Here is a 26,920-nt window from a genome sequence, read left to right as displayed (position 1 = left end):
CTTCTGGATCAAACCAGTTTATTAAACCCGCGAAAGAATATATACCACAAATCGCGAGAGCGAACGCTGTCGCAGGAGAAAGCAAAATGCGCCGGTCAACGTAAGGCGCAAATCGATGACCAATCCCTCCTCGAGTGGAATCGGCGTCGTAGCGAACGTTGGTCCTCTGCGTCATGAGACTAGTCCACTTCAAGAAGCCGGAATACATCCTCCCACATCTGCCGTACACCGTCCTTAATTCGCGCGCCGGGCGCTGCTAGCCGATGTGAGAGCACGGCACGCTGGTCCTCATCAATGAGGGAGTGAAGACCGGCTTCGAGATATTCCTCGCCAGCCGACACATCGACCAGCAGGTTCTCGCAGCCATAGTCCTCGAACAGAGCCCGGTATTTATGGCTCCAGCCCGTGCCAATCACGGGCACGCCCTGAGACAAGGCGCTGATCAGGGCGTGGTAGCGGCTGCCAACCAGCCCGCTGCACCTACCGATCAGCCCTTTCGCCTCGAGAGGATCCCCTGCCACCCATATCTGAAGGGGCTCGGAAAGCTGTGCGTTGACCTGCTCGGCCAGCACCCGATCCCCGGCGCCCTCATGAATCAGGAAGAAGGCAGTCATTCCGGCCGACTGAAACTTGCTCGCCGCACGTCGTAGAAAGCCCGTATAATTGTCGCTTACGTCACTGCTGGTCTTGTCCACCATCCGCGCGTTCGGCACGATCGCCACCAGTTTCTCGCCTCGCGGGGGATTGGCGGGCGGAATAGCTGCCAGCAGATTGGTGAAGTCCGGCGCAAGCCGGATCGAAGCACGGTCGCCTACGGCGCCGATCAGATTTTCCATCGAGTATTTATCGCGCGCGAAAATCAGGTCCGCATGGTCGGCAACGACATTGATTGCGCGGCGAATGCGATCCGTGCCAAACGGACCAAGTGCCTGAGGCAACAGGATGAGGTGCTTGCCCGCGCGCTTCCATGCGACGGCTCGGCGGGCCAGGTCCTCCGTATGCTGCGCCCCCCACTGGTCCGAATAGGCTAGACCGGCGGCGTCGAGGATAACATCCACCTCCGATTCCGTTACGAATCCGAAACGGTGACGCAGCTTGCCCGGGACGACCTGGACGATCTTGCCGAGATCAACGCTGCGGCGGACGAGCTCGGCCCTGTGCCAAAGACCGTACCGCGCCCGAAATTCATATGGGCTGGTCGCATCGGGCGCCATCGCAACCCGAGCAGCGGGGTACCGCGCCTTCACGTTCTGTGAAGCTGCGATGAGCATCATTGCCGCCCCCTTGTTCTCGAAGCCGGCTTTTCTGATTTCGAATGTCAGTGTCATAGCGCCTGAAGCAATACGTCCGCCCCTTTTTTCTGAGAGTATGGTATGTGACCATCCTGATCGGCGTAGCCCACTGCAATGAACATGATCACCCGCTCATGGGCCTTCAATCCGACGGCTGCCTGGAGGGCCTTTTCATTTTCCTCGACATCGGGCCAGTTGATGGCGCAGGTCGACAGGCCCAGTGTCTGGAAAGCGAGCATCAGCTGAGCCGAGGCAAGCGACGCGTCGATATAGACTAGGTGCCTGTCGCGTTCATGGACATAGTAGGAAAGGTCTCCCACAACCAGAATCAGACATGGGATGTTTTTCGAAAAACCGCCTGTCCCGCCGGCGAGGGAGGCAATGCGGGCTGCCTTTTCCGGATCCCGGAACAGCAAGAACGAATAGGGTTGGCGGTTGCAGGCGGAGGAAGCGAGAGAGGCGGCCGAGACGGCCTTCTCGACAAGATCCTGTGGAACGGGCGTGGGAGAATACCATCGGACCGAACGCCGTTCTGAAAACAATGCATAGAGCTGATCGAAGCTGATGTCGCTGTTCGCACGGCTGGAGCTCGGATACGGCACGAAGCTTGGTGTCGGCGCCTGGCCGGACCATGCCAGGAAACGCGCCTTTGCCTTCTTGATCCTCGGTGTTTCGGAAACCACCGAGAAATAAGTCGTCAGCACGTCCGCCGCCCATTTCAACTCATCCCGGTCCAGCGACGCTCCAGCCGCGCCGCGCAGGAACAGAGATACCGTGGCCTCGATGTAGTCCTCGGCAAACACTGCCCTTCTTGGGCGCATGATCAGCCCCTTCTCAAGGCGATGAATGTTGCGGCGCAGTTGCGACGAACTCCTCTGGATGGCGATGTCGCTGTTCAGATTGGCAACGATCCCGGACAGGACGGCGCGATGCTCCCGATAGAAACGACTGCTGAAGAAAGTGAAATAGACCGACGCAAGGAACCCGCTGCGACTTGCAGGCCTGATCAGTCCGGCGCGCAGGCGGCCGAGCAGGACCAGGAAAAGCGCCTTGACCGCCTGGCGGGGAGAGCGCCTTGCGAACCTCTGGAAACGTGCCGCCTTGTCGATGAACTCAGTCATCTTCAGCCATTCCTCAGTTTTCGGAGAAGTACCGTTAGTTTTTGGATGCCGCGCCAGGGTTGGAACAGCGATCTGGTCATCATGTAGAAGATCGGCTTTGTGGCGGGGGAAAGGAGCAGGGCGAAGTAGGATGCGGCCGCGTAGGAGATGAGCGTCGCAACAGCTGCTCCCATGCCGCCAAATTGGGGAATGAGCACGAGGTTCAACCCGATGTTGAGCAGCGCCCCGGCGCCCTGGGTGACCATGGAGAACTTGGCCATGTTCTTGATGATCATCCAGCGACTAAACCCTTGGCGCAGGAATATGAACGGCAACGACAATACATGGACCAGAAAGATCGGAACGGCGGGGGAATAGGATGGACCCATGGCGAGATTGATTGCCAGAGGGCCTAGAGCCAACAGTCCGACCAGCACAATCAGCGCCGAGGCCGCGAGGATGTCGAACACATCCTGCAAGCGTTCCGCGAATGCCTCGGGGTCGCCGGCATTGATCTGCACAAGCCTGGGAAATGCCGTTCCGGCTATCGCCGCCGGAATGAAATAAAGTGACTCGGAGAGGAGCGATGCGATCGAATATATGCCGACCGTTTCGGGGCCTTGCATGGCCCGCAGCATCACTTGATCTATCTTGAGATAGATCACGGCGAATATAGACCCGACGAAGATCATCACGCTCTCGCCAAGCATGGCCTTGGCCCGCTTTCGCGAGAAGGACCAGGTGCCTGGCGCCGGGCCTCCGTGCCGCAGGAACATCACGATCAGCAGTACGGCCCCGACCGCGATGCCCAACGTCTGCCCCACTCCCACGGCGACCACTCCCGCCCCGGCGAGCACGGCGCCCACCTTGAACGCTCCTCCCGCCACTACGCCGACGAAGTTGGAAACCACGGCATAACGCGCCTCGACGCGCGAGCGGAACCAATTGCTCAGCACGGCGCTGACCGGCTGAATCGCAACGGCAAGGCTTGCCAGGACGAACAGCCAACGTTCCGCGGGAAGATTGCCAGGCATCAGCAGCCCGAACATCAGGAGCCCCAAGGCGGCCAGACCAAAACCGGCGCTCTTCATGACGAACGCAATGCCGAGCGTCTCGGATTGCATCCGGGGCTCGTCGAGCAGTTCGCGGATCAGGAGTCCGTCCAACCCCATATGGCCAATGACGCCGAACAGGGCGACCATGGACATGACATAGGCGTACATTCCAAAATCTTCGGGTCCCAGATATCGCGCAACGACGACTGTGACCAGAACTCCCATGACCCGGCCAACGACGGTGTCGGCCATCATCCACGCGCTGTTGAGGAAATAAATCTTCATTGAATCGAACCGGCATGCGCGGTTGCCAAGGACCGTATAAGCATCCAGGGCACGCCGCCGGACGGGCAATCCGGCGGGGTATCGGAGGTGAGGACGCTTCCCGCTGCGATCGCGGAGTGCGCGCCGATCCTCACCCTTCCAGGGTGGTCACATCGTGGCGCATGAGTCATCTTTGATCGCTACTCAACAATGATTCATACAGGTCGATATAGAGACGGGCGATAGCCTCTGGTGAGTATCTGTCGATCACGGCGGCGCGTGCGCTCACTCCAAAATTCCTTAATGACGGAACTGGCAGGGCCCGTGCTGTCTCAATAGCGGCCACTACTGCATCGGCGTCACCGTGCTTTACCAACCATCCGGTCTGCCCGTGGCTGATGATCTCCTCGGCGGGCGTTTTAAAGAGCCCGATGACAGGAGTTCCGCATGCCATCGCCTCGACCGTGACCTTGCCGAATGATTCCTGAAGTGAGGGCATCACGAACACATCGGCCGCCGAATATAGCTGGTTAAGAGTGACTTCATCGCGGATGAGGCCAAAACCTGTGCAGTTTTCAGGCACCGGATCGGCCAGTTCTGCAAGTCCCTTGCCAAACAAGCACCAGTGAACGTTTTTGTTATCTCGGTAAACATTCAGCAGATGACGCATGATATCTGCGCCTTTGCGTGGATCAGCCAGATTCAAGGCACCGGAGGCGATTACGAATGTGTTTGCTGGGAGTCCCAATGCGCTACGCGCCTGCGCCTTGTTCATCGCGCGAAGCTGGCTCATTTGCACACTGTTGGGGATGACATGTATAGCGCGCCCGCACAGAACCGTACTCTTTCGGGCCTGCTCGGCGATCGTGTTGCTGATCGCGACGAATACCGATTGCGGCCCGTAGTGCTCGGCCTTGAATGCAATATCGTCGGATGTGATCCTCTCGTCCTTTCCACCCAGGAGAGGGCATTGGCCGCACCCGCAGGCATATTTCTCGCACGAACCAGAGAAATGACAGCCGCCGGTGAACGGCCACATGTCGCGAAGCGTCCAGACCACCGGACGTTTTTCGCGCTTAATCGCACGCCAGAATGCTGGCCCAAGGGTGGGCGCGTGGGCCCACTGGACATGGATAACGTCAGCTTTCCGATATTCCGGCGTATTGTGAAGGCGGAGGCCGTGAGAGATGGGATGAAAATTCGGCGGGATCACGCCGAATTGCCGCGTCAAATGCCACATGTAGACACGGTTCTTAACGCCGACAGGCAGACGTTGCAGCAAGGGAACTCTTCTGGCGAACAAGTCCTCTGGGAGGTCCCGCTCAACCCTCCCTAGGACGCGTGAATGGATTCCTGCGTCCAATAAGGCTTCGTGCACGGCGCGGATTCCTCGACCCGCACCAGTATTGAGCGCGCAGCCAACAATCTGAACGACGTTCATGGTGTTAGAACAATCCGTGCGGCAACCGTTCCGTTCGTTGTTTGGATCGTCGGAAAGCTCCTGATTGGAGCTGGGCTCACTCTCGAACCAGCCGGCCCATTGTTCAAAGTCTCAGGCCTGGCTTGGACGAAAATACAATGCATCAATCTGTGTTAGTCGCTGCGTCTGCGGGTTTCTATACCCTTGCCAGACATCCCACAATTCGAACCCACTGCCGCCAATGAGTTGATGCACCTCCAGCGCGGTCGCCTGCCCTGTATAGAGCTCGACCAGCGACAGTTCGGTTAGGACGCCTCGCAGTTGCGGCAGGACGGCGGAAGCACCTGCGAGAACAGCCGCTTCAGCGCCCTGCACGTCAAGTTTCAGGAATGCTCGCTTGCCAGCGAGGCCGATCGTGTTCGCGAGGGCATCAAGCCGCTCTGTCTTGACCTCGATCCGCTTGGCGACGGCCACGCGGGGAGTATGTTCCACGAACGACTCACGTGGCTCGTGCAACGAACTGCTCGTCGACGCTTCCGTAACATGGAACGTCGCCGACCCACTAGTGTCGCTTAGCGCAACAGCTGGCCCTACCGTCCAGCGCTGGTCGAATGAGTTTGCTGTGCGCATGAGTTCGGAATGCGCATCTGGGAGCGGTTCGAACGAAATCATCGAGCCTTGAAACCCCGCCGCAAACAGCATCGTGCCGAACTGGCCTTTGTTGGCACCAACGTCGATTACGAGATCGATTTCGTGCATGTGAAGAAAATGCACAAGACGCAAATCATCGCGCGAATTAATGCCATTCAGGCGCACGTCGAACCCGAACCGCCGCCCCACGTCACGCAATGATATCTTCGCCTTGGGACCCAAGAATTGTAACATGATCAGCCTTTATCTCGATCCTCAGAACTTACATGGCAGGCAGCCAAATACCCGGCTCAGCGGCGTTGACGCATATGCGCCCGCGGGTCAAAGGGCCGCTCGGATTTTCTGCACAAAATCGGCCCGCCAGCCGCCGACGATTTCGCCCAGCCGCCCGGGCTTGTCGGATCGATTGGCTGCTGCGGCTGCGATATTCGCTGCAGCGTCACGCGTATCGCCGTAAACCAGACACACCGGTGCAACTGCACCTTCTTGCGCATATTTCTCGAGATACGCGCCCTTGCGGATGATCGGACGTGTGCCCAGTTGTACGCTTCGTCCGAATATGCCGGAGGCCTGGTCGTAGTCCGGCTCGTAACAGCACCAGGCGAAATCGCAGGTTTTGTACAAGCTCAGAAGTTCGTCGTCCGACACGAACCGGTCGACCACCATTCCTCCGGCAGAAATCAGGCGAGCGCAGTCGTCGCCACAGGCCGGGTCGACGCGCCCGACAGCCACCACAAAAACATCTTTCGCGAGATCTGGGTGGTCGGAGACGATGTAAGCCAAGAATTCGAAGCCCTTCGACTTTCTCACGCTGCCCAGGAAACACAAAATGGCGCGCCCGCCGGCTGCGGTCAGCACGTCGCGTGACAGTTGGCTAGTTTCGATAAGCGCCGCGCCGTCGTGCATGTCCCACATCTGAGGGTCGTGTACCCACCCGTGCGCGACCTGAGCAAATCGGCGATCAAATTTGAACGGCAGAATCGTAAAGAGCGACAGGTGAGGCAAATGCCGCAAGCACCGGAAAGCCCATCTCTTGAGGCGATAAACGAGCCTTCCGCTCTCGAAGCATTTGGACGGCCTGAGAAAGAGCCCAACCGTCCGCCGTCCAATCAGCGATCTTGCCAACGCAACTGCTATAAAACCAGCGTAATCATCGTCGATGGTGGCGAACAGGAGGTGGCGGGCCCGAACCAGGTCAAGCCACAGCCGAGGTCCAATGCGTCCCATTGCCGGTTCGAGGTCAAATAGGCCGGCAAAGAGATCCTGGTAGAATTGGCGGTGACCACCGGGCGCAGACACGTGAACGTAGTTGCGCTTCACCTCTGGGCCGACCTCCGAAGCATGGATATCACTTACCGAAGCCACTATTCAGCGTACTCCATGCCGGCTTTGCTTCGCGGTTCCGGCACTGTTGATGCCGAAAAACTGCCCCAGCTTGCGCATTGGCTTCGCAACAAGCGCGTAGTCGATTGGACCGGAGCGCAGCCATTGGCGCCGCGACCGCAGGGCCTCAAAATTGTGCCCGATATAGGAGCCGAGGCTCCGTGTGCTGGCCCCGCCAACCATCATATCTACCAACACATGGTTGGTGGTAGCGGACCCGAATCCATGAAGCTCAACCGCTCTCAGCATCCAATCGTAATCCGATGCCACTTTGAGACTGAGGTCGAACGTGCCGACCGTCTCCGCCACCTTCCGCCTGACGTAAAATGTTGGATGGGCCGGCATCCAACCAGTCCGGAAACCCTTGGCGGGTCTGGGGGCGGCACGCCAACGCCGGATGACCCGCTTGTTGAAATGATTTTCAACAAAATCCAAATCGCCGTGCACGATGTCGGCCTGTTCAAGTTCTGCCGAAATTCGCGTCAGCACAGTATGGTCATGGAAACAATCGTCGGAATTCAGCACGCCAACTGCGTCTCCAGTATAGAGGCGCAGCCCCTTATTGAGTGCATCATACATTCCACGATCGGGCTCGCTGACCAACTGAATTTGGTCCTGCGGATAGGACCGGACGATTGTCAGCGTTTCGTCCGATGACCCGCCATCGACGACCACCAACTCTTTGTCCTGATGATCCTGGGCAAAGAAGCTATCGACCGTATGCCTGATTGTTGCGGCCGAGTTCCAGCAGACCGTCAAAACCGAGATTCTCATGTCAACTCGGTCCAACGTTCCTTACTGTGCCGCAACGCGAATGCGATCCTCGTCCAAGCGCCGGTGCTCTGATTCCCGTCTTACCGTTTCGAGATCGGACTGGACCATTTCCTGGACCATTGTAGCTAGGGAGGTTGTTGCCTTCCACCCGAGAACGCGCTCCGCTTTCGAGGGGTCGCCGATCAGAAGCTCCACTTCGGTCGGCCTGAAGTACCGAGGATCCACCTCGACCAGAACAGCGCCGGATCTTGCATCGATGCCTTTTTCGTCGATGCCGGAACCGACCCATTGGATCTCGGTCCCAACTTCGCTGAATGCCAGCTCGACAAAACGGCGGACCGAGTTTTTCACTCCGGTTGCTAGGACATAATCGTCGGGCACGTCCTGCTGAAGGATCCTCCACATGCCCTCGACATAGTCGCGGGCATGACCCCAATCTCGCTCGGCAGACAGATTGCCGAGGTAGAGTTTGTCCTGAAGGCCCAGGCTGATCGCGGCCGCTGCGCGCGTGATCTTACGCGTCACAAATGTCTCGCCGCGCATCGGACTCTCGTGATTGAACAGGATGCCGTTGGAAGCGTGAATGCCATAGGCTTCGCGGTAATTTACCGCAATCCAGTAGGCATAGATCTTTGCTGCCGCATAAGGCGATCGCGGATAGAAGGGCGTCGTTTCCTTCTGCGGAATCTCCTGCACCTTCCCGTAGAGTTCGGATGTCGATGCCTGATAGAAACGCGTCTTTTTTGTCAGGCCGAGCAGCCGGATGGCCTCGAGAAGGCGTAGCGTGCCTATCGCGTCTGCATTCGCCGTATATTCGGCGGTCTCGAAGCTCACCTGAACATGCGATTGTGCTGCGAGATTGTAGATCTCGTCTGGCTGCACTTCCTGGACGATGCGGATGAGGTTCGTGGCATCAGTCATGTCGCCATAATGCAGCGACAGCCTTACGTCCTTCTCATGCGGATCCTGGTAGAGATTATCGATGCGACCGGTGTTGAATGACGACGAACGCCGCTTGATGCCGTGGACGTGATAGCCCTTTGCCAGCAGAAGTTCCGCCAGATAGGCGCCATCCTGGCCAGTGATACCGGTTATGAGTGCGATCTTCCTGGTCATGGTGCTTCTCCGGCGATTTCTGGAACGCGATTGTGAGTGTCTGCCAAGCGAATAATATGATCCTCCCGCAATCAGTAAGCCTCTTCGGCTCTACCGAGCACCAAATCCTGTCAGCATGGTTCGGATCGTACGAAACACAATCAGCACGTCGAGCCAAGGCGAAAAATTCTTGATGTAGTAGAAGTCGTAGTGAAGTTTTTCCAGAACGTCGTCCACCGCCGCAACATGGCCCTGATTGACTTGCGCCCATCCGGTAATGCCAGGCCGGACGATGTGCCGATATCGATAGAATGGCAGCTCAGCCTCGTACCATTTCGACAGCACGAGTGCCTCCGGCCGCGGTCCGATCCAGCTCATTTCGCCGCGCAAAATGTTGATCGCTTGCGGCAACTCATCGATCCTGGATTTTCTCAAGAACTGTCCTAAGCGAGTGATCCGCGTATCGCCGGCCTTTGTGATGGCCTCGTCCTTTTCATCGCCAGCAACGGCGCTGAGCTTCATCGTCCGAAATTTGTAGACCTCGTAAATATTTCCTCGGTATCCCATTCTTTTTTGCTTAAACAAGGCTGGGCCAGCTGAGTCGAGCTTTACTGCTATCGCCACAAATAAGAGCAGCGGAGAGAAGACGACAAGGATAAACAGCGCCGAAAACCAATCAATAGCCTGCTTTATTTTCAAATAAGCCTGGTTTGGATTCAAGGATCCCAGCGTATTTTCGGAGAGATGTTCTATTTCCACTCGACCTGTGAGCGACTCGCTGATTTGTTTGACGTGGTAGACTGGCGTTCCCGAGAGCGCGCGGTCGGCGATATACCGTTCCCATTCATCCGAAAGGTCGGCTCGAAGATCGGCCACCACACCGCTCGCATATTCGACAATCGTCTCGGGCGAATGGATCCGGTGCCAACTGACGCCTGGTATGCTTTCCAGCCTATCGACATCCCCGCCTGGAATTACTGCCAACCGGTATGGGTCGAGCCGTCGCGTGGCCAAACTCAGCCCAAAATACCACAATGTCGACTGAAAAAAACTCGCGGCGGCCTGGAACCGGCTATAGTCGAACCTGAAGAAAAAGATGGTGACGAACACGAGGCCATAGGTCAGGGCGAAGGTGGGTAAGATGTAACCAGCCGCCGCCACACCCGGAAAATTGCCGATGCGCTTGTAAAGTAAATAACCCGCCGCATGAGCGATGAATGCCGCGACAATTGTAACCTGCATATTTGATTGCAAGATTACTTGTTGGTCGAACGACATGCGGACCAGCGCGGGGACCAAGATCGCGAAGGTCAGCCCACCAAGCAACTGAAAGCGCATCCGAAGCAGAAGATGCCTTTGATTAGGAAGGGTGATGGTGGTGGTGTTCAAGTTCGTGAGGTCGCTCTCTGGGTCCGCCGATAAATAAGCCAGGAACTCTCAGATGTTCAACGCAAACCGCTGAGATTGATTGTCAGGCTCCGTATTCCACTCGCGCGATAGGCAGCCTGACAAACCCAGATCTGGCCCAACGCGTGAATGAACACCAAGCTGCGGCAACGCCATTCGCTCTACCGGCATGCTTCGGCTCCAACAATGGCTACCGCACTCCCGGGTGAAACCCGAGAGCCGACTTTGCAACAGTTGGTACCGCATCCGAACGTCGATTGCGGTTATGCGATCGCGATGAGTTCCCTTGAGTCCATGTCAACAGGGATCTCGCCATTCATGATGGCAACCAGGACTCGGGCCCTTCCGGCTGGATCGAGCCGGTCAAGGCGACCGATCATCTCCGCGAAAGGACCTGAAAGAATCCGAACCGATGCGCCCGCAGCGAGGCCTCCGCTGAAATCAAGCAGGCCGTCCCGGCCAGTCAGAGCTATGAACCGCTCCACCAACCCCGACGGGACTGGCAGTGGCCGTTCGCCCTGCATGATGAGTGAGCGCACGCCGAACGTTCCATTGACCGAGCGCCACCGCTGCAGCGCGACATCGAGGGCGATGAACATATAACCTGGAAAATATGCCGCCGGTCGAGTCTCGATGCGCCGGGCATGACGTGTGGTCTTCTCGCGGCGAGGCGTAAACGGGTGAAACCCCTGCATCCGGAGATGCCGTTCGGCGACGTCTTCTTTTCCCGGAAATACGCTGGCGGCATACCAGCGTGCTGCGGTGCCGGCTGCGGGCCGTCGCAACGATTTAACAGCCTTACTCGTTGTTTCTTCCAGGCTAATCACGCGTCTCTTTCGGCGGTTTTCGGCATGGTCAATGTCAAGGGTTACGACAGCGTGAAGGTACCAGCAAGCAGCTATCTCGCGAGAATCAAGGCGATTGGTCTAAAAAAGTCCCGCGAATGATCCATTAACCTTAGCCGTGACCTAGGAGATGATCGAGCCGCTTTCTTTTTTGCTATGCGCGAATCGATTTCCAGCAGTTACGTCGATGTGTAGCTGCTTCGTTACGCTGGCTCGCGACGAATCGCTGGCTGTTCTGGTCCTTAATCGGTCGATTTGACCATTGTGTGACGGTATCGTTAGCAAAGTGTTGCGAAGCAGATGCCGACCAATTGGCGCCGGCTTGCGTTGGCGAGAAGTTTCGACAGCCCTCGCTGAAACAGGGACCATTCCACGCAATCACATCCCTGTGGTTGCCGATCAGTGCCGTGTCCGATCCATCGACTGGAATTCAGGAGCGCTTCAGCAGCGACCAGACGGCTGGCACAAGGCTCGCCGCCAGGCCGACCTTGATCAGGTCGCCGACGATGAAGGGCACGACGCCGAACTGCCATGACTTTTCCGGGCCGATGAGTAGCGCCAGCCAGGCAAAACCCATCGCCATCATGACGATTTCGGCAACCAGAATCGCGTTGAAGAGCTTGATCGGATGGCGATCCCAACCGCGATCAGCGGCCCAACCGACGATCGCCGCCATGACGACGAAGCCAGCAAGATAGCCGCCGGTCGAGCCGAGCATGTAAGCGACGCCGATGCCCTTTTCCGGCGTGCCCTGGAAGACCGGAAGACCCATGGCGCCCTCCGCCATGTAGAGAAGCAGCGTGGCGACGCCGAGGCGCATGCCGAATGCTGCGGCGATCAGAAAGACGGCTAAGGTCTGCATCGAGATGTCGACCGGCCCGAGCAAAACTCTGGTCTTGGCCGACAAGGTCAGCACCAGCGTTCCAACGATCGACAGCAAAAGCTGCATCGCCAGGCGGGCCGCGCCCTTTTCAGGCAGAGCGAGAGAAACAAGCGGACGCATCGTCGTTGCAATTGCCATGGTCTTCCTCATATCGGACTGCCGCAGATCGCGGCCTTGCGTTTTCCTATATTGGCTTCCGTGTTATGCGGCAATCGGTTTTGCCGTCTCTAGAACAGGGCTGAACGACATTCGCCATGGCGCTGAAATTCGACACAGACTTCGACCCGTCCTACGGCCAGGGCGCGACCGTTGCGCCCAACGTGCTTCGGATTACCGCGAAAAATCCCAGCCCGTTCACCTTTCACGGCACCAACAGCTACATCGTCGGACGCAAGACGCTGGCGGTGATCGATCCGGGGCCAGATGACGATGCGCATCTCAAGACACTGCTCGAGGTGATCGGAGACAGGTCGGTCAGCCACATATTCGTCAGCCACACGCATCGCGACCATTCTCCGCTGGCAGCGCGGCTGAAGCAACACACCGGGGCAATTGTCCTGGCCGAAGGCCCACATCGGCCGGCCAGGCCGCTGCGCATAGGCGAGGTCAATCCGCTCGACGCCAGCGCCGACACCGCCTTTTATCCGGATATCGCGCTTCCCGACGATACGATGGTCACGGGCGACGGTTGGGCGATCAGAACGGTACTGACGCCGGGTCACGCTGCCAATCACGCGGCTTTTGCGCTGGAAGGAACCGGTATCCTGTTCTCGGCCGATCACGTCATGGGTTGGTCGACCTCTATCGTTGCGCCGCCGGACGGCGCCATGGCCGACTATATGGCCTCGCTGGATCGGCTGATCGAGCGCGACGACCGCCTGCTGCTGCCCGGCCATGGCGGGCCGGTGACCGCGCCGCGCAGTTTCATGCGCGAGTTGAAGACGCATCGCAGGATGCGCGAACAAGCGATTCTCGAACGGATCAGAAGCGGCGACCGGACGATCAAGGACATGGTCCGGGCGATCTATCGCGATACCGATCCGAGCCTTCATGGCGCTGCCGGGTTGTCCGTGCTTGCCCATCTGGAGGATCTGGTGGCTCGCGGCCTGGTGAGCACCGACGGCGACCCGGCGATCGACGGCATTTTTAAGCTGGCTGGCTAAGATCCCGCCACGAACTCGCACTAAAGCGCGTCGCATTTGACCGGCTCACGCGACGCGCTTTAGGTTGTTGTTTTATGCATGTCGTTATCGCAAAACCGCTGCACACTTTTGCGCGACATGCATTAGGCTCCTGAAAGCTCAGAACCGGCTGGAACGCTCTACTGGTTGAGGCGACTTCAAGCCCTGACAGGAGCATTCCGGATTGGCCGGAAGTCGCGCGGCGGTCTCCAACGCGACCCGCGAGGCTGTCATGGAGAGATTGGGCAGCACGTCCTCCTGCAGCAATTTCTGGCGATTGCGGTCCATATAGTCGTTGAAGCCCGCCGTCACGAACGCGCACGGCACGAAACACGCGCCAATCTCGCGCGACAAGGTTGCCTCAGGGGCGATGGAATGGTTGAGCACATCCGCCCCCATGCCCCGATACGCCAAGGCTTCGGCTGGCGTTGTCAGTCGTGGCCCATAACAATGGGCAGCCACCAACTGCTGTTCGATGCCATGAACGCGGCATTCGGCTGGCCAATGGCGGCGGGCCGTTTCGACCAGAACCGCCGCACATCTGGGACATACGATCTGCTTGCCCGAACAGTCGAAGCTCTGGCGGTCAGGAAGCAGTGAAAACGGGGTCTGCGTCAGTTCGATGATATCGGCGTTCACCACCATGTCGCCGGGCTGGATCGCCTTGTTGACGGCGCCAACGGTCGAGCAGGCGAGAACTTGCCGTACACCCGCTTTCATCAATACCCAGAACGCGCGGCGATGGCAGGAATGGTCGATATGGTCGCGGGGATTGCCGTGCGAATACATGCACAGCGCCCGCTTCGCTCTCCCTTCGGCTGTGATCGAGGCATCGAACTCAAGCAGCTTCCAGTTGTCGGTACGACCGAAAGGCGTCTCAAAACTCATGTCGCGCCGCAACGTGCGCACGCCATCGAATTCGACATCTTCCGGGAAGGCAAGTCCCCAGTTTGCCGACCCGGTGATGATGGCCATCCCTACCTGAGGTATATCAGTTGATTGATCCGCCGGAGCACCGGCTGCGTGATGATTTGCAGGCATGCTTCCAATCTCGTTCAGGATTTTTGGCGAAGGGCCACGATCAGGACGACGACCACAACAATAACGGTCCACAATGTCGAGATCGCTGCAATGGTCGGATCGATCTGATCGCGCAGCGACAGGAACATGAGCTTCGGCATCGTGCTGTTGCGGCCACTTGCAAGGAAGATCGAAATCACAGACTCGTCGAGCGACGTCAGGAAGGCCATCAATGTCGCCGACAACAAGCTGATCTGAAGTTGCGGAACGATTATTCCGCCAATAGCTCTGGCCCAGTTCGCACCGAGGCTACGCGCCGCCTGAACCTGGTTCCAGTCAAAGCGAGCCAGGGCGGGCAACAACACAATGCACGCCACCGGAACGGCCAGCACCACATGTCCGACCAGCACACCGAACAACGTTCCGACTAGACGTTGTGCCGCCAGCACGAAAAAGAGGCCGATCGCAAGCAGGATTCCTGGGGTGATCGAGGGGGTGAGCAGGACGCTCTGGATGGTCGCAGCGGTCTTCCCGCCCAGCCGATTCATTGAAATGCAGGAGAGCAGCGCAAAAGGCACCGCGATCAGCGCCGTCAATGTCCCAAGGGTCAGGCTCGTCCTCAGTGCAGCCATCCACGTTGCCGAGCCGAAGAAGTTCTCGTACCAGCGCAACGAGTAGGCGTGCGGCGGAAACTCGAGAAGATTCGACGCCGAAAACGAAAGCGGCACCACCACGAGCGTCGGCAACATCAGAAATGCCATGACAAGAGCGGCAAAGCTCCAGAGCACAATGCGGGCGAGCCTGTTTTGCGGATAGGCTTCAAGCATGGGCGGAGGCTTCCACCGTGTTCTGAGCCAGCAGGCGGCGTGCCGCCAGCAGCATCACACCGATCAGCGCCATGAGAACGAGGAGCAGAATGCCAAGGACGCTCGCCGACCCCCAATCCTGAAAGGTCGATAGCGTACGCTCGATCCGGGTAGAGAGAGGATTTACCTTGCCGCCGCCAAGCACTGCCGGCGTGATGAAAAAACCTATGGAATAGATGAGGACGATGATCGAACCCGAGAAGATGCCGCCGGCCGAAAGTGGCATTATGACGGTGCGGATGACCTGCCCGAGTGTGGCTCCCATGCTCGCTGCCGCGCGAATGAGGTTTGGGTCGATATCGCGCATCGCGGCATAAACCGGCAGCAGAAAAAGCGGCAGCATGTAGTGAACCATGCCGATCAGCGTTCCGGTGAAGTTATAGACCAGCGGCAAAGGCTCCGCTGTCAGGCCCGAACCGGTCAAAGCCGCGTTGATCAGGCCATCACGCCGCAAGAGCACGAGCCAGCCATAGGTGCGCACCAGGATAGCGGTCCACAATGGCAGCATGACGAAGGCCATCAGTACGTTGGCCACCCTTGGTCTGGCGCTGGCCAAAGCGAGTGCCAGCGGGGTGCCTAGAAGAATGCAGATCGCCAGCGTACCGAGGGACAGTTCAAGGGTTGTGACGAGCGCCGACCATGTCAGTCCGCTCGAAAGTACCTTCGCGTAGTTGCCGACAGTGTACTCACCCCCTGTGGTCAGGAAAGATTGCCGGATGATCCAAAGGATGGGCAGTATCGCCGCCAGTCCAACGATGAACAGCGCCGGGAGCGAAAGCGAAAGAAAAAACCGCCGCTCGCGGCGCGCATCCGCCACGAGCGCTGGATCCGGAGTGACGGTCACGCCATCGCTCCCGGTATCGCGTGAACCTTCGCCGCTGGTGCATATGCGGTCATCCGCTGACCGGCGGCAAGCTTGGCGCAGCCGCTGGCCAGCGCTGCCGGAATGCAGACAAGAACCTCTTGCCCACCGTCGAGCGCCAGCGTCAAAAGCCAGTTCTCGCCGCGGAACGCTTTGGCGCGCAGTATTCCTTCGAGAGCCACTCCGTCTTCCCCGACGAGCTTCGCATCAAGATGGAAGCTTTCGGCGCGAATCATCAGAGTTTCGCGTGACGCTTCGGCGCCGTCGATCCTGCGCACCGAGCCTGGCGCCACAATGTTAGCCTCGCCCATGAACTCGGCGACGAAGCGGGTCGATGGACGATCATAGATCCGCTGCGGCGTATCGATCTGCTGGATGCGGCCGGAGTTCATCACCGCAATCCGGTCAGACATAATCAGCGCTTCGCGCTGATCGTGGGTCACGTAGATTGTGGTGATCGCCAGATCATCGTGCAGGCGCCGGATCTCATACTGCATGGTTTCGCGCAGATTCTTGTCAAGCGCCGACAGCGGCTCGTCCATCAGCATCACGCGCGGTTCGAAGACGATTGCCCGCGCCAATGCCACCCGTTGGCGCTGGCCGCCGGACAGTGCGGCAACATTGCGCTCCGCCAGACCATCCAGCTTCACGCGGGCCAAGGCGGCAAGCGCCCGCTGACGCGCCTCCGCTCTGGGCGTCTTGCGCAGCGCCAGCGGATACGCGACATTCGCCAGGACATTCATGTAGGGAAACAAAGCGTAATTCTGGAACACTATGCCGATGTCCCGTTTGTTGGGCGCCAGGCGAGTGATGTCCCGATCGCCCAACAAGAGTTTACCGGAATCCGGCCGGACAAAACCGGCCAGAGCCATCAGTAACGTGGTCTTGCCCGATCCCGATGGCCCGAGCAGCGTGAGGAATTCGCCAGCTTGAATGTCGAGCGAAACATCATCCAGTGCGACGTAGGACCCGTAAGCCCTGCTGACGCTGTCGATGGTGATCGGGAGCGACTTCATCATCTGCTCCAGCCTTGCAGCTGAGACTCAGCGGCTCATCATCTCATCGAAGGCTTTTTGGGCAGCCTCGCCGTTCTTGACCCACCATTCTGAATTCGAAAACACCGAAGTGCCGGCATTTTCGGGCGCGGTCGCAAGCGCCTTCAGGCGATCCTCGGGAATGAGGCCACCCTCATATGCCGCAGGATTGACCGGGCCATAGGCAATGAAATCGGTCAGCTTCGCAACTCGCGCGGGCTGCGTCATCGCTGCGATGAGCTTCATGGCGGCTTCCTTGTTCGGCGCTCCCTTCGGCACTCCAAGGCAGTCCGTGCCGATGACCGACCCCTTGAACGTGTAGTCAGCCGCGCCGCCATCTGCTTTCACAGTCTCTGCCCGTCCGTTCCAGGTGACGACCAGATCCGCCTCACCGTCTTTCAGCAACTGGGCGGACTGAGCTCCCGAGGTCCACCACACGGCGACATGTGGTTTGATTGCTTCAAGCCGCTTGATGGCGCGCTCCAGACCTTCCGGCGTGCTGAGCACGGAATAGACGTCCGCCGGCGCCACGCCATCGGAGAGAAGCGCGATCTCGATCGAGTCTTGCGCATTGGCGCGCAACGCGCGGCGGCCCGAGAATTTGGCAACGTCCCAGAATTCCGCCCAGGTCTTGGGCGGGTTCTCGCCATAGGTCTTGGTGTTCCACGACATGACGGTGCCATAGGAATCGAACGGATAGCAGTAGTCGGACTTTGCGCCGTCCGGCACGGATTTGGGATCGATGATCATGTAGTCGAGCGGCTCCAGCAGCGACTGAGCGGCCGCCTGGGCCCCTTCCGGTGAGCCCAGGTGAATGACGTCGGTCGCTACCGCACCCGAAGTGACCTGCATCTTCAACGCGGCCAGGCCGTCGCTCTGGGTCTCCTCGCGGACATCATAGCCGAGCTCTTTTGCAGCCGGGCCCCACATGGCCTCTTTCATGGCGTTGCCATAATCGCCACCTGCGGTCGTGATGGTGACTGTTTGCGCATGGACGGGCAAGGCAGCCGAGATTGCGAATGCTGCAAGGGAAATGCGTAGCCAAGACATAGGTTCTCCTCCCCAACTTTTATCAAATGTTGCTCGAAATGGCCTTTTATTTGTAATCGTAACGTTACGATTGCATCTGAATGCGCCAGAGTCAAGCTGCTTCCTATGGCAGTTTGGATTGACCGGGATGTCGAATCCGGTAACGTTATGGCGGTCAGCAATCAGCCGGCGCTTTCGCAAATGAAGTCGGGCGAACAATGGCCAATCTAAAGCAGATCGCGGCGGAACTTTCCCTGTCGGTGACCACGGTGTCCCGCGCTCTGAAGGATGGGCCGGAAGTGCAGCCCTCGACCATAGCCCGCGTCAAGGAGGCGGCTAAGCGGGTCGGCTATCTACCAAATCATCATGGTCGTGCGCTCAAAACCGGTCGAACGCTGACGCTGACGGCAATACTCCCGATGGAGACACGAGACCATCTGTCCGATCTGTTGAAGCTTCCTTTGATCGAAGGCATGACGCTGGCGGCGCGGCAAGCTGGGTATAGTCTGTCCATCTATTCCACCACTCCCGACGACGATCCCGTCGAGAGTGTGCAGCGGCAGCTTCAGGCGCGCAGCACGGACGGCCTGATCATCACGCGGTTGGTGTCGGGTGATCCGCGCGTCACGCTGCTGCTGGATAGACGCATGCCATTCGTCGCGTTTGGAAGAACCGACCTGGATGCCCCGTATCCCTATGTCGATGTCGACAACGAACAGATTGCCTACGAGGCAACCCGACGGCTCATGGATAAGGGCTGTCGACGCATTGCACTGCAACTGCTGGTTCCGGAGGATCAGGCGAGTGCCATGCGTCTTGCCGGGTATGGAAGGGCAATGGCCGAGGCCGGTATTCCGATCGACCAATCGCTGATCGGTCATGGCATGTTCACCATGGAATCGAGCGCAGCCTGGTTCGATCGCTTGCTGTCTTGTTCAGATCCACCGACAGGCTTGGCATGCGCCAACGAACTGGGCCTTCTAGGGGCGCTACACGCTCTTGGCAGAAGAGGCCTTGCGCCGGGGAGCGACGTCCACATTGTCACGCGTGACAGCACGCAGCTGGCACGCTTCCTGCCGGCGAAGATTGGAGTTCATTCCGTGGACATGGCGGGGGCCGGACGCAAACTCATCGAAGTCCTGGAGAGCCGGATCATTAATCCGCTGGGGCCGGTGGAGACAATCTTGCTAAAGGGTGACTTCGACCCTGGCGAGTAGTCTGCTTCACGGCGCAACCGATCGCCGCAATCCCGCAACCGTCCCGTCGAGCGGAGCACATACGTTTCGACTGCAGGGGGCCGGCTTATGTATGCAAGGCGACTGGCGAGACAAGTCGAATGGTCTCCGGCAACCCGTGATTGTATTAGCCGCGTTTCTGTGGCGCCGAGCGATACCGCTTGGCTGCAAGATGCTCTGGACATCACTCGGCCGGAGCCGTGCCGACCTGGCCGGCGACTTCCCGATCCAGCTCGGCAAGGAAATCCACGATGCGGGCCGCATTGTCGCCAAGGTCGTAGCGGCCGTAACGCGAGGCCGAACGCATGTCGACGATGACCGTATCGCCATCGTCGGTCACGCGGATGGCGACGTCGGTGGGAAGGCTGAGGATGAAGCTCTTGGCCAGCGCGCTGATCGTCACCTCGCTTTGCCCGATCGCACGGGGAAACGGCGCCGTTAGCTGCCAATCCCGACGATCGAGCACGGTTTCGACTGCTTCCAGAACCCGATCGAAAGGCAGGTTGTAGCTGCGTCCGGTGACAAGCGGATAGGTCTCGGTCTGCAGACGCTGCTCGCCCGGGGTCGGTGGCGAAAGCGCGTTCATGTTCCCGGTCCGGGTGCTGGTGTCGAGCACCGGCGGATCGTCGAAATCCGTCGAGATGTCCCTGAGCGGCGGAGAAGTCGCTGCCCAGTAGGCAGCAATACCAAAGGGAGCAAGCACCAACAGTGCCAGCACCGTGCCGACGGTGAGATCGCGACCGCCACGGTCGCCGAAATTCCACAGTCTCGAAAAGGCAAATCCGGCGAACAACAGCGCAAAGGCGGCAAGCAGCGCGACAATACCGAGCACCCAAAGGAAGGCCGGCGTTTCAACAAGCTCATATCGGTGGCCGAGGAGAACGGTCAGGAGCAGGACCGCCGAAAAAGCGCCTGTCCGCCGCGACCAGCCGGCCGCCTTCGACGTCTGTCGCCCGGGAATTTCCATTGTTTTCTGCACTGCTCCACCCGAACGAGCGTTTAGCGCCGTTTAGCGGCGGCTGGAAGGAGAAAGACAGCATCTCAGTTAATCCGTCGGCAGACGATAGTCCCTGAATTGCCGGCGCAAGGTGGTCTTCTGGATCTTGCCGGTGGCGGTGTGGGGAATTTCGTCGACAAAGGCGACGTCATCCGGCATCCACCACTTCGCCACCTTGCCATCCATGAAAGCGAGGATATCCATCTTGGTCGGCTCCCGGCCCGGCTTGCGGACGACGACGAGCAACGGCCGTTCGCCCCATTTCGAATGTTGGATGCCGATGGCGGCCGCCTCCGCCACATCCGGATGACCGACTGCGAGATTCTCGAGCTCGATGGTCGAAATCCATTCGCCGCCCGACTTGATGACGTCCTTGGCACGATCGGTGATCTGCATGTAGCCACTTGGGTCGATATGGGCGACATCACCGGTATCGAACCAGCCTTCTTCATCGAACTGTTCGGATCCGATGCCGCCATAATAGGCACGCGCGACAGCCGGTCCGCGGACCTTCAAGCGTCCGAATGTCTTGCCGTCCCATGGCAGCTCCTTGTCGTCGTCGTCGGTCACCTTCATTTCGACGCCGAAAGGCGGATAGCCCTGCTTGCTCTGGACGTCGAGCCGGGCTTCGCCCTCAAGCCCGGCATAGTCCGGCTTCATGGTACACAGCGTGCCGAGCGGAGACATTTCGGTCATGCCCCATGCATGGATGACCTCAACATCGTAATTGTCCTGGAACTTCGTTGTGATCGCACGCGGGCAGGACGAGCCGCCGATGACGACCTTCTTCAGATAGGGAAGTTGTTTGCCGGTCTCCTCCAGATGCTGAAGCAGCATCAGCCAGACTGTCGGCACCGCGGCGCTGAACGTCACCCTTTCGGTGTCGAGCAACTCATAGATCGAGGCGCCGTCCATCTTGCAGCCAGGCATGACCAGCTTGGCGCCGATCATCGGCGCGCTCTGGCCAAGACCCCAGGCGTTGGCGTGGAACATCGGCACGACCGGCAGTATTGTGTCGCGCGACGAGAGCCCCATCGCGTCGGGCATCGCGGCGATCATGGCGTGCAGCACGTTCGAGCGATGGCTGTAGAGGACGCCTTTCGGATCGCCTGTCGTGCCCGAGGTGTAGCACATGCCGGCGGCGGTGTTTTCATCGAACGTCTTCCAGGTGAAGGCGCCGTCGGCTTCGCCAAGCCATTCCTCATAGGCAACGACGTTCGGCAGCACCGTTTGCGGCATGTGCGCCTTGTCGGTCAGCACGACCACTTTTCTCAGCGATTTGACGGCGCCGGCGATCTTTTCAAGCAGCGGCATGAATGTCAGATCGACGAAGATCGCCTTATCTTCGGCATTGTTCATGATCCAGACGATCTGCTCGGGAAACAGGCGCGGATTGAGCGTGTGATAGATCGCGCCGACACCCATGATGCCGTACCAGGCTTCGATGTGGTGCGCCGTATTCCAGGCCAAAGTGGCGATGCGGTCGCCAAGCCCAAAGCCATCACGCTCGAGCCGCTCAGCGACCCGCAGGGCGCGGCGATGAATTTCGGCGTAAGTGGTCCGGACGATAGGGCCCTCGATCGAGCGCGACACGATCTCGCGTTCGCCGTGCTGCCTGGCTGCGTTGTCGATGAGCTTGTGGCAAAGCAGCGGCCATTCCTGCATCAGTCCGAGCATTCTTTCCTCCCATTGGTTTTTCGTTCCATTGTGGGACGAACAAGCATATTGTCCAGCCATGACCGGGCAGAAGCAGCGCATTGGTCGAAAAGACAGGGAAAACCGCCACAATCCGGCCATCGTCGGCGTTAACTTTGATTGGGCAGGGGTGCGATTGGCGAATGAAAGAGGTTCGCATGGACGCGCAGCTCGAAGACAAAACTCTCGAAGATACGCTCGCCGAAAGCCTGGCCGATCTGGTGCCGGACGCCAAAACCGTTTCCGAAGACGAATTCGTCGAAGTTGTCGGCGGCGCGCTTGAGGCGGTCGGCGGCACGCTGCTGTTCAAGATGTGCGTTCAGAACGAAGGCGAAGGCCAGCACGTCGCCGCGGCTTGCGTCGGCGATGGCGGCAACCGCCAGTTCCTGCTTCTTACCCTGCCGACCGGCGGTGGTGCACTCAAGGTCGAAACCGCGTCGAGAAGCACCAATCCGGTTGCCGGTATCGCCGCCGCCTATGCCGGGCTGTTGGATGCGTTTCAGGCTGCCGCCTGATCGGTCAACGGCAAGGCCGTTTGACGAGAGATCTGCCTGCGCCGAGGGCGATGGTTTTTGAGTCCCGTATTCGACGGCGGCCTTGCGCGGCGCGCACGCCCGACACACCTTAAAGTGCGTCGCGTCAAAGGACTTCACGCGACGCGCTTTAAGTCCTTATTTCTATGCATGTCGTTATCCCAAAACCGCTGCGCACTTTTGAGCGACATGCATTAGGTCGTGCAAGGAGAACCCGTCATGGACCAGATCGCCAATCCGTCACCCGGCTTTCAACGCAACCCGGGTAAAGTGATCACTGTCGAGCCCTACATCGGAACTGTGACCGTACGCGCCGGCGACGCGGTCATCGCCTCGTCTAAGAGGGCCAAGGTGTTGACCGAATCCCCCTACCCCCGGGTCCTCTACATTCCATTCGAAGACATCGATTTCGACCAGCTTCGCAAGACGGAATTGTCGACTCATTGCCCATACAAGGGCGATGCGAGCTATTGGAGCGTGCTGCCTGCCGCGGAAGCAGGCAAGGATGCGATGTGGGCCTATGAGCAGCCTTTCGACGAGATGATCGAAATCCGCGATCACGGCGCGTTCTATCCCAACAAGGTGACGATCGAAGCCAAACCAGCCTGAGCGGGGACGGCTCGAGACCTGTCCTTACCGATCATCCGGTGGAACGGTCACGGCCAGCGTCGTGCCCTTTACCCGCGACCGTTCTTTGCAGCCTGTACCGCCGCCTGCGCGGCAGCCAGCCTGGCGATAGGCACGCGGTAGGGCGAGCACGACACGTAATCGAGGCCGACCTCCTCGCAGAAATGGATCGATGCCGGATCGCCGCCATGTTCGCCGCAAATGCCGAGCTTGATCTCCGGCCGCGTCGCCCTGCCTTTTTCGGCTGCCATCCGCACCAGTTCGCCGACGCCCTCAATGTCAAGCGACACGAACGGATCCTGCTCGATGATGCCCTTCTGGCGATAGGTCTCCAGGAATGAGGCCGCATCGTCGCGTGAGATGCCGAAGGTGGTCTGGGTCAGATCGTTAGTGCCGAAAGAGAAGAATTCGGCCGCCTCGGCAATGACATGGGCGCGGAGCGCGGCGCGCGGTAGCTCGATCATCGTGCCGGTAAGATAATCGATCTTGACGCCGGTCTCCTCCATTACGCTCTTGGCGACGGCGTCGATCCGCGCCTTGACATAGTCGAGCTCCTTCACCAGACCGACCAGCGGCACCATGATTTCCGGAACCACCAGCGCGCCGGCCTTCCTGCCGGCCTCGACGGCGGCCTCGAAAATGGCGCGCGCCTGCATCTCTGCGATTTCGGGATAGGAAACCGCAAGCCGGCAGCCGCGATGGCCAAGCATCGGGTTGAATTCGTGCAGGGCTTCGGTGCGCTGCCTGAGCTTGTCGGGCGACACCTTCATGGCAGCAGCGACTTCGGCCACCTCTTCCTCGGTCTTGGGCAGGAATTCGTGCAGCGGCGGATCAAGCAAGCGGATCGTCACCGGCAGGCCGGCCATGATCTCGAACAATTCGAGGAAATCCGAGCGCTGCATGGGCAAGAGTTTTGCGAGCGCCGTTCGCCGGCCCTTTTCCGTGTCGGCCAGGATCATCTCGCGCATGGCAACGATACGGTCGCCCTCGAAGAACATGTGCTCGGTGCGGCAAAGTCCGATGCCTTCGGCGCCGAAGGAACGCGCCATGCGCGCGTCGAGCGGCGTCTCGGCGTTGGTGCGCACCTTCATGCGACGCACGGCATCGGCCCATTCCATGATGGCGGCGAAATCGCCCGAGAGTTCCGGCTGCAGCATCGGTACGGCGCCCTTCAGCACCTGGCCGTTACCGCCATCGATGGTAATGATGTCGCCCTTGCGGAACGTCAACCCCATCGCCATCAGCGTGCCGGCTCTGTAGTCGACGCGCAGCGAGCCCGCGCCCGACACACAAGGCTTCCCCATGCCGCGCGCCACCACAGCGGCGTGGCTGGTCATGCCGCCACGCGTGGTCAGGATGCCTTCCGCCGCATGCATACCGTGGATGTCCTCGGGGCTGGTCTCGATGCGCACGAGGATCGCCTTGCGGCCTTGCGTCTTAAGCTCCTCGGCGTCGTTGGAGGAAAAGACGATCTCGCCGGTGGCTGCACCCGGAGACGCGGGCAGACCGATGCCGATCACATCGCGCGCCGCCTTCGGATCGATGGTCGGATGCAGCAACTGGTCGAGCGAGGCCGGATCGATGCGGGCGACGGCCTCCTCCTTTGAGATGAGCTTGTCGCGCGCCATGTCGACGGCGATTTTGAGCGCCGCCTTGGCGGTACGCTTGCCGGACCTCGTCTGCAGCATCCACAATTTGCCGCGCTCAATGGTGAATTCGAGATCCTGCATGTCGCGGTAGTGCTTTTCAAGACGGTCGGAGATGGTGACGAAAGACTGGAAGGCTTCCGGCATCAGCTTCTGCAGCGACGGCTTGTCGGAGCCGGCGGCAATGCGCGCCGCCTCGGTGATGTTTTGCGGCGTGCGGATGCCGGCGACGACATCCTCGCCCTGCGCATTCACCAGGAACTCGCCATAGAGCATCTTTTCGCCGGTGGAAGGATTGCGGGTGAAGGCGACGCCGGTGGCCGAGGTCTCGCCCATATTGCCGAAGACCATGGCCTGGACGTTGACCGCAGTGCCCCAGCTTTCGGGAATGTCGTGCAGGCGCCTATAGGTGATGGCGCGGTTGTTCATCCAGCTCGAAAACACGGCGCCGATCGCCCCCCAGAGCTGCTCGTGCGGATCTTGCGGAAACGGTTTGCCGAGTTCCTCCTCGACCTTGGCCTTGTAGAGTGCGATCACGCCCTGCCATTCGATGGCCGTCAGTTCGGTATCGAGTTCGTGGCCGAGCCCGCCCTTCTGGTCTTCGAGGATTTCTTCGAACACCTCATGGTCGAGGCCCATGACGACATCGGAATACATCTGAATGAAACGCCGGTAGCTGTCATAGGCAAAGCGCGCATCGCCCGAATCGGCGGCCAGCGCCTCGACCGTCTCGTCGTTCAGACCGAGGTTGAGCACGGTGTCCATCATGCCGGGCATCGAAGCGCGGGCACCGGAACGCACCGACACCAAAAGCAGTTTCGAGGGATCGCCGAAACGGCGCCCAGTCAGCCGGCCGATGTGATCAAGCGCAACCGCGACGTCGGCCTCCAGCGAGGCCGGGTACGTGCGGCCGTTGGCGTAGTAGGCGTTGCAGACCTCGGTGGTTATGGTGAACCCCGGCGGCACGGGCAGACCCAGGCTGCACATTTCGGCCAGATTGGCGCCCTTGCCGCCCAGGAGGTTCCTATCGCCGGCACGGCCTTCCGCAGCGCCGTCGCCAAAGGTGTAGACCCATTTGGTCATGCTTGCTCTCCGGTTGCAGGAGATTGAAAAGATTGGCGAAGCCGAAATTTCGCCGTGTCCCATCCGAGCGATATGATGCTGCAGTGCGAAAGGCAAGCGTCGGCAAAGCCAGCCGGCTTCTACAATCGATTAAGAAAAAGCGATGGCAAAAAGACTTGCGGCTCGGCGGCCACTTGAGTAGAACATAACAGGAACCCCGGGGGGGGGGGGTAACACCGTGAAACTGACCGGAAAACTCGATTATCTGGAAATGCCGGCAACTGGTGGAACGCTGGATAGGCTCAAGGCTTTCTACAGCGCCGCCTTTTGCTGGTCGTTCCCCGACTACGGGCCGACCTATTCGGCCTTTTCGGAAGGTCTTGACGGTGGCTTCCAGGCTGATGCCGGCGAAGCGCCCGCCAAGCCGCTTCCTCTGCTTTATTCCGAGGATTTGGAAGAAACCCTAAGCGCCGTCGAAAATGCCGGCGGCACGATCGTCAAGCCGATTTTCTCATTCCCTGGTGGCAGGCGGTTTCATTTCGTCGATCCGGCCGGCAATGAAATGGCCGTCTGGGGTGAATAGACGCCATCGCTCGACAGCAGACGATGATATGCGAACGCCAATCTGCGGGAACCGGTGGATCAGTCCCGCGCACTTGCTATTCTCGGCATTGAGCTTTCCGTCGGCTCGTCCTATAAGGCCGCGCGCACAGCGGGCATGTTCCCGCTGTTGGGGCGTAGCCAAGTGGTAAGGCATCGGTTTTTGGTACCGACAATCCCAGGTTCGAATCCTGGCGCCCCAGCCAGTCATCTGATAATGAAACCAACAGCTTAGTTCACCTTTAAGACAACCGTGCAGTGCAGTTGTCGAGATCAACAATAGTCCCATTATTTCGACAGCGTCTGTAGCTGCCAAAAATATAAATCTCATTGCGCCGTTCCCTGCGGTGATTCCAGCGCTCTC

The 26,920-nt window shown here is 59.3% G+C and carries 24 protein-coding genes and 1 tRNA gene; 6 read left to right on the top strand and 19 right to left on the bottom strand.

Annotation, left to right across the window (positions count from 1 at the left end; all coding sequences use genetic code 11):
* Positions 1–179 precede the first annotated feature (179 nt).
* The 11 genes from CIT31_RS09315 to CIT31_RS09265 all read right to left on the bottom strand — a co-directional run bounded on the left by CIT31_RS09315 (position 180) and on the right by CIT31_RS09265 (position 12,307).
* Positions 180–1,328, bottom strand: a complete 1,149-nt coding sequence (locus CIT31_RS09315; RefSeq protein ID WP_095518341.1) for a polysaccharide pyruvyl transferase family protein — start codon at positions 1,326–1,328, stop codon at positions 180–182.
* Complete coding sequence (locus CIT31_RS09310; protein ID WP_095518340.1) at positions 1,325–2,413, bottom strand: nitroreductase family protein; 1,089 nt, start codon at positions 2,411–2,413, stop codon at positions 1,325–1,327. Before CIT31_RS09310 ends, CIT31_RS09315 begins: the two co-directional genes overlap by 4 nt.
* A 2-nt stretch (positions 2,414–2,415) precedes the next feature.
* Positions 2,416–3,732 carry a flippase gene (locus tag CIT31_RS09305; RefSeq protein ID WP_095518339.1) on the bottom strand — a complete coding sequence of 439 codons (1,317 nt, stop codon included), beginning with the start codon at positions 3,730–3,732 and terminating at the stop codon, positions 2,416–2,418.
* A gap of 166 nt (positions 3,733–3,898) precedes the next feature.
* Positions 3,899–5,152 (bottom strand): glycosyltransferase, encoded by a 1,254-nt coding sequence (locus CIT31_RS09300; RefSeq protein WP_095518338.1) that lies wholly within the window; start codon positions 5,150–5,152, stop codon positions 3,899–3,901.
* 111 nt (positions 5,153–5,263) lie between these two features.
* Positions 5,264–5,971, bottom strand: coding sequence for an FkbM family methyltransferase (locus CIT31_RS09295; protein WP_245316160.1), 708 nt, complete (start codon positions 5,969–5,971; stop codon positions 5,264–5,266).
* Between the two features lie 132 nt (positions 5,972–6,103).
* Positions 6,104–7,102 (bottom strand): hypothetical protein, encoded by a 999-nt coding sequence (locus CIT31_RS33790; RefSeq protein ID WP_133116123.1) that lies wholly within the window; start codon positions 7,100–7,102, stop codon positions 6,104–6,106.
* A 48-nt stretch (positions 7,103–7,150) separates the two neighbouring features.
* Positions 7,151–7,939 carry a glycosyltransferase family 2 protein gene (locus CIT31_RS09285; RefSeq protein ID WP_095518335.1) on the bottom strand — a complete coding sequence of 263 codons (789 nt, stop codon included), beginning with the start codon at positions 7,937–7,939 and terminating at the stop codon, positions 7,151–7,153.
* A 21-nt stretch (positions 7,940–7,960) separates the two neighbouring features.
* Complete coding sequence (gene gmd, locus CIT31_RS09280) at positions 7,961–9,055, bottom strand: GDP-mannose 4,6-dehydratase (protein WP_029355725.1); 1,095 nt, start codon at positions 9,053–9,055, stop codon at positions 7,961–7,963.
* A gap of 90 nt (positions 9,056–9,145) precedes the next feature.
* A complete protein-coding gene (locus CIT31_RS09275; protein ID WP_245316150.1) occupies positions 9,146–10,423 on the bottom strand; it encodes a sugar transferase in 1,278 nt (425 codons plus the stop codon).
* Between the two features lie 281 nt (positions 10,424–10,704).
* Entirely contained in the window at positions 10,705–11,268 is a 564-nt protein-coding gene (nusG, locus tag CIT31_RS09270; RefSeq protein ID WP_165778385.1) for a transcription termination/antitermination protein NusG, read from the bottom strand.
* Positions 11,269–11,716: 448 nt separating this feature from the next.
* Positions 11,717–12,307 carry a biotin transporter BioY gene (locus tag CIT31_RS09265; protein WP_095518428.1) on the bottom strand — a complete coding sequence of 197 codons (591 nt, stop codon included), beginning with the start codon at positions 12,305–12,307 and terminating at the stop codon, positions 11,717–11,719.
* Between the two features lie 116 nt (positions 12,308–12,423).
* On the opposite strand from CIT31_RS09265, the gene CIT31_RS09260 reads away from it, so the two are divergent.
* A complete protein-coding gene (locus CIT31_RS09260; RefSeq protein ID WP_095518332.1) occupies positions 12,424–13,332 on the top strand; it encodes an MBL fold metallo-hydrolase in 909 nt (302 codons plus the stop codon).
* A 138-nt stretch (positions 13,333–13,470) separates the two neighbouring features.
* Here CIT31_RS09260 and CIT31_RS09255 read toward each other — a convergent pair whose 3' ends face one another.
* Genes CIT31_RS09255 through CIT31_RS09235 form a run of 5 tightly spaced genes read right to left on the bottom strand, consistent with a single transcriptional unit; the run spans position 13,471 to position 18,182 of the window.
* A complete protein-coding gene (locus CIT31_RS09255; protein ID WP_095518331.1) occupies positions 13,471–14,391 on the bottom strand; it encodes a phosphorylase family protein in 921 nt (306 codons plus the stop codon).
* 14 nt (positions 14,392–14,405) lie between these two features.
* Entirely contained in the window at positions 14,406–15,197 is a 792-nt protein-coding gene (locus CIT31_RS09250; protein WP_095518330.1) for an ABC transporter permease, read from the bottom strand.
* Complete coding sequence (locus CIT31_RS09245; protein WP_095518329.1) at positions 15,190–16,080, bottom strand: ABC transporter permease; 891 nt, start codon at positions 16,078–16,080, stop codon at positions 15,190–15,192. The genes CIT31_RS09250 and CIT31_RS09245 overlap by 8 nt, the downstream gene beginning before the upstream one ends.
* Positions 16,077–17,114: an ABC transporter ATP-binding protein gene (locus CIT31_RS09240; RefSeq protein ID WP_095518427.1), complete on the bottom strand. Its 1,038-nt coding sequence runs from the start codon at positions 17,112–17,114 to the stop codon at positions 16,077–16,079. Before CIT31_RS09240 ends, CIT31_RS09245 begins: the two co-directional genes overlap by 4 nt.
* Before the next feature lie 27 nt (positions 17,115–17,141).
* Positions 17,142–18,182, bottom strand: a complete 1,041-nt coding sequence (locus CIT31_RS09235; RefSeq protein WP_095518328.1) for an ABC transporter substrate-binding protein — start codon at positions 18,180–18,182, stop codon at positions 17,142–17,144.
* A 197-nt stretch (positions 18,183–18,379) separates the two neighbouring features.
* Between CIT31_RS09235 and CIT31_RS09230 the strand changes: the two genes are divergently transcribed.
* Entirely contained in the window at positions 18,380–19,378 is a 999-nt protein-coding gene (locus CIT31_RS09230) for a LacI family DNA-binding transcriptional regulator (protein ID WP_095518327.1), read from the top strand.
* A 202-nt stretch (positions 19,379–19,580) separates the two neighbouring features.
* Here the strand turns inward: CIT31_RS09230 and CIT31_RS09225 are convergent, their stop codons facing one another.
* Both CIT31_RS09225 and CIT31_RS09220 read right to left on the bottom strand, forming a co-directional pair.
* Positions 19,581–20,363, bottom strand: a complete 783-nt coding sequence (locus tag CIT31_RS09225) for a DUF1499 domain-containing protein (protein ID WP_095518326.1) — start codon at positions 20,361–20,363, stop codon at positions 19,581–19,583.
* 78 nt (positions 20,364–20,441) lie between these two features.
* Entirely contained in the window at positions 20,442–22,070 is a 1,629-nt protein-coding gene (locus CIT31_RS09220) for a fatty-acid--CoA ligase (protein ID WP_095518325.1), read from the bottom strand.
* Positions 22,071–22,246: 176 nt separating this feature from the next.
* On the opposite strand from CIT31_RS09220, the gene CIT31_RS09215 reads away from it, so the two are divergent.
* Together CIT31_RS09215 and CIT31_RS09210 are read left to right on the top strand one after the other, a co-directional pair.
* Positions 22,247–22,603, top strand: a complete 357-nt coding sequence (locus tag CIT31_RS09215) for a hypothetical protein (RefSeq protein ID WP_095518426.1) — start codon at positions 22,247–22,249, stop codon at positions 22,601–22,603.
* Between the two features lie 237 nt (positions 22,604–22,840).
* Positions 22,841–23,230 carry a DUF427 domain-containing protein gene (locus CIT31_RS09210; protein ID WP_095518324.1) on the top strand — a complete coding sequence of 130 codons (390 nt, stop codon included), beginning with the start codon at positions 22,841–22,843 and terminating at the stop codon, positions 23,228–23,230.
* Positions 23,231–23,298: 68 nt separating this feature from the next.
* Here CIT31_RS09210 and ppdK read toward each other — a convergent pair whose 3' ends face one another.
* Positions 23,299–25,977 carry a pyruvate, phosphate dikinase gene (gene ppdK / locus CIT31_RS09205; protein WP_095518425.1) on the bottom strand — a complete coding sequence of 893 codons (2,679 nt, stop codon included), beginning with the start codon at positions 25,975–25,977 and terminating at the stop codon, positions 23,299–23,301.
* A gap of 217 nt (positions 25,978–26,194) precedes the next feature.
* Between ppdK and CIT31_RS09200 the strand changes: the two genes are divergently transcribed.
* On the top strand, positions 26,195–26,539 hold the full coding sequence (locus tag CIT31_RS09200) for a VOC family protein (RefSeq protein ID WP_095518323.1): 345 nt from the start codon (positions 26,195–26,197) through the stop codon (positions 26,537–26,539).
* 148 nt (positions 26,540–26,687) lie between these two features.
* Positions 26,688–26,762, top strand: a tRNA-Gln gene (locus CIT31_RS09195).
* Positions 26,763–26,920 lie beyond the last annotated feature (158 nt).

The organism is Mesorhizobium wenxiniae, assembly GCF_002284535.1.
GTDB classification, from domain to species: Bacteria; Pseudomonadota; Alphaproteobacteria; order Rhizobiales; family Rhizobiaceae; genus Mesorhizobium; species Mesorhizobium wenxiniae.
Note: the sequence above shows the minus strand (reverse complement) of the source record. Positions and strands in the feature narration are given on the sequence as shown.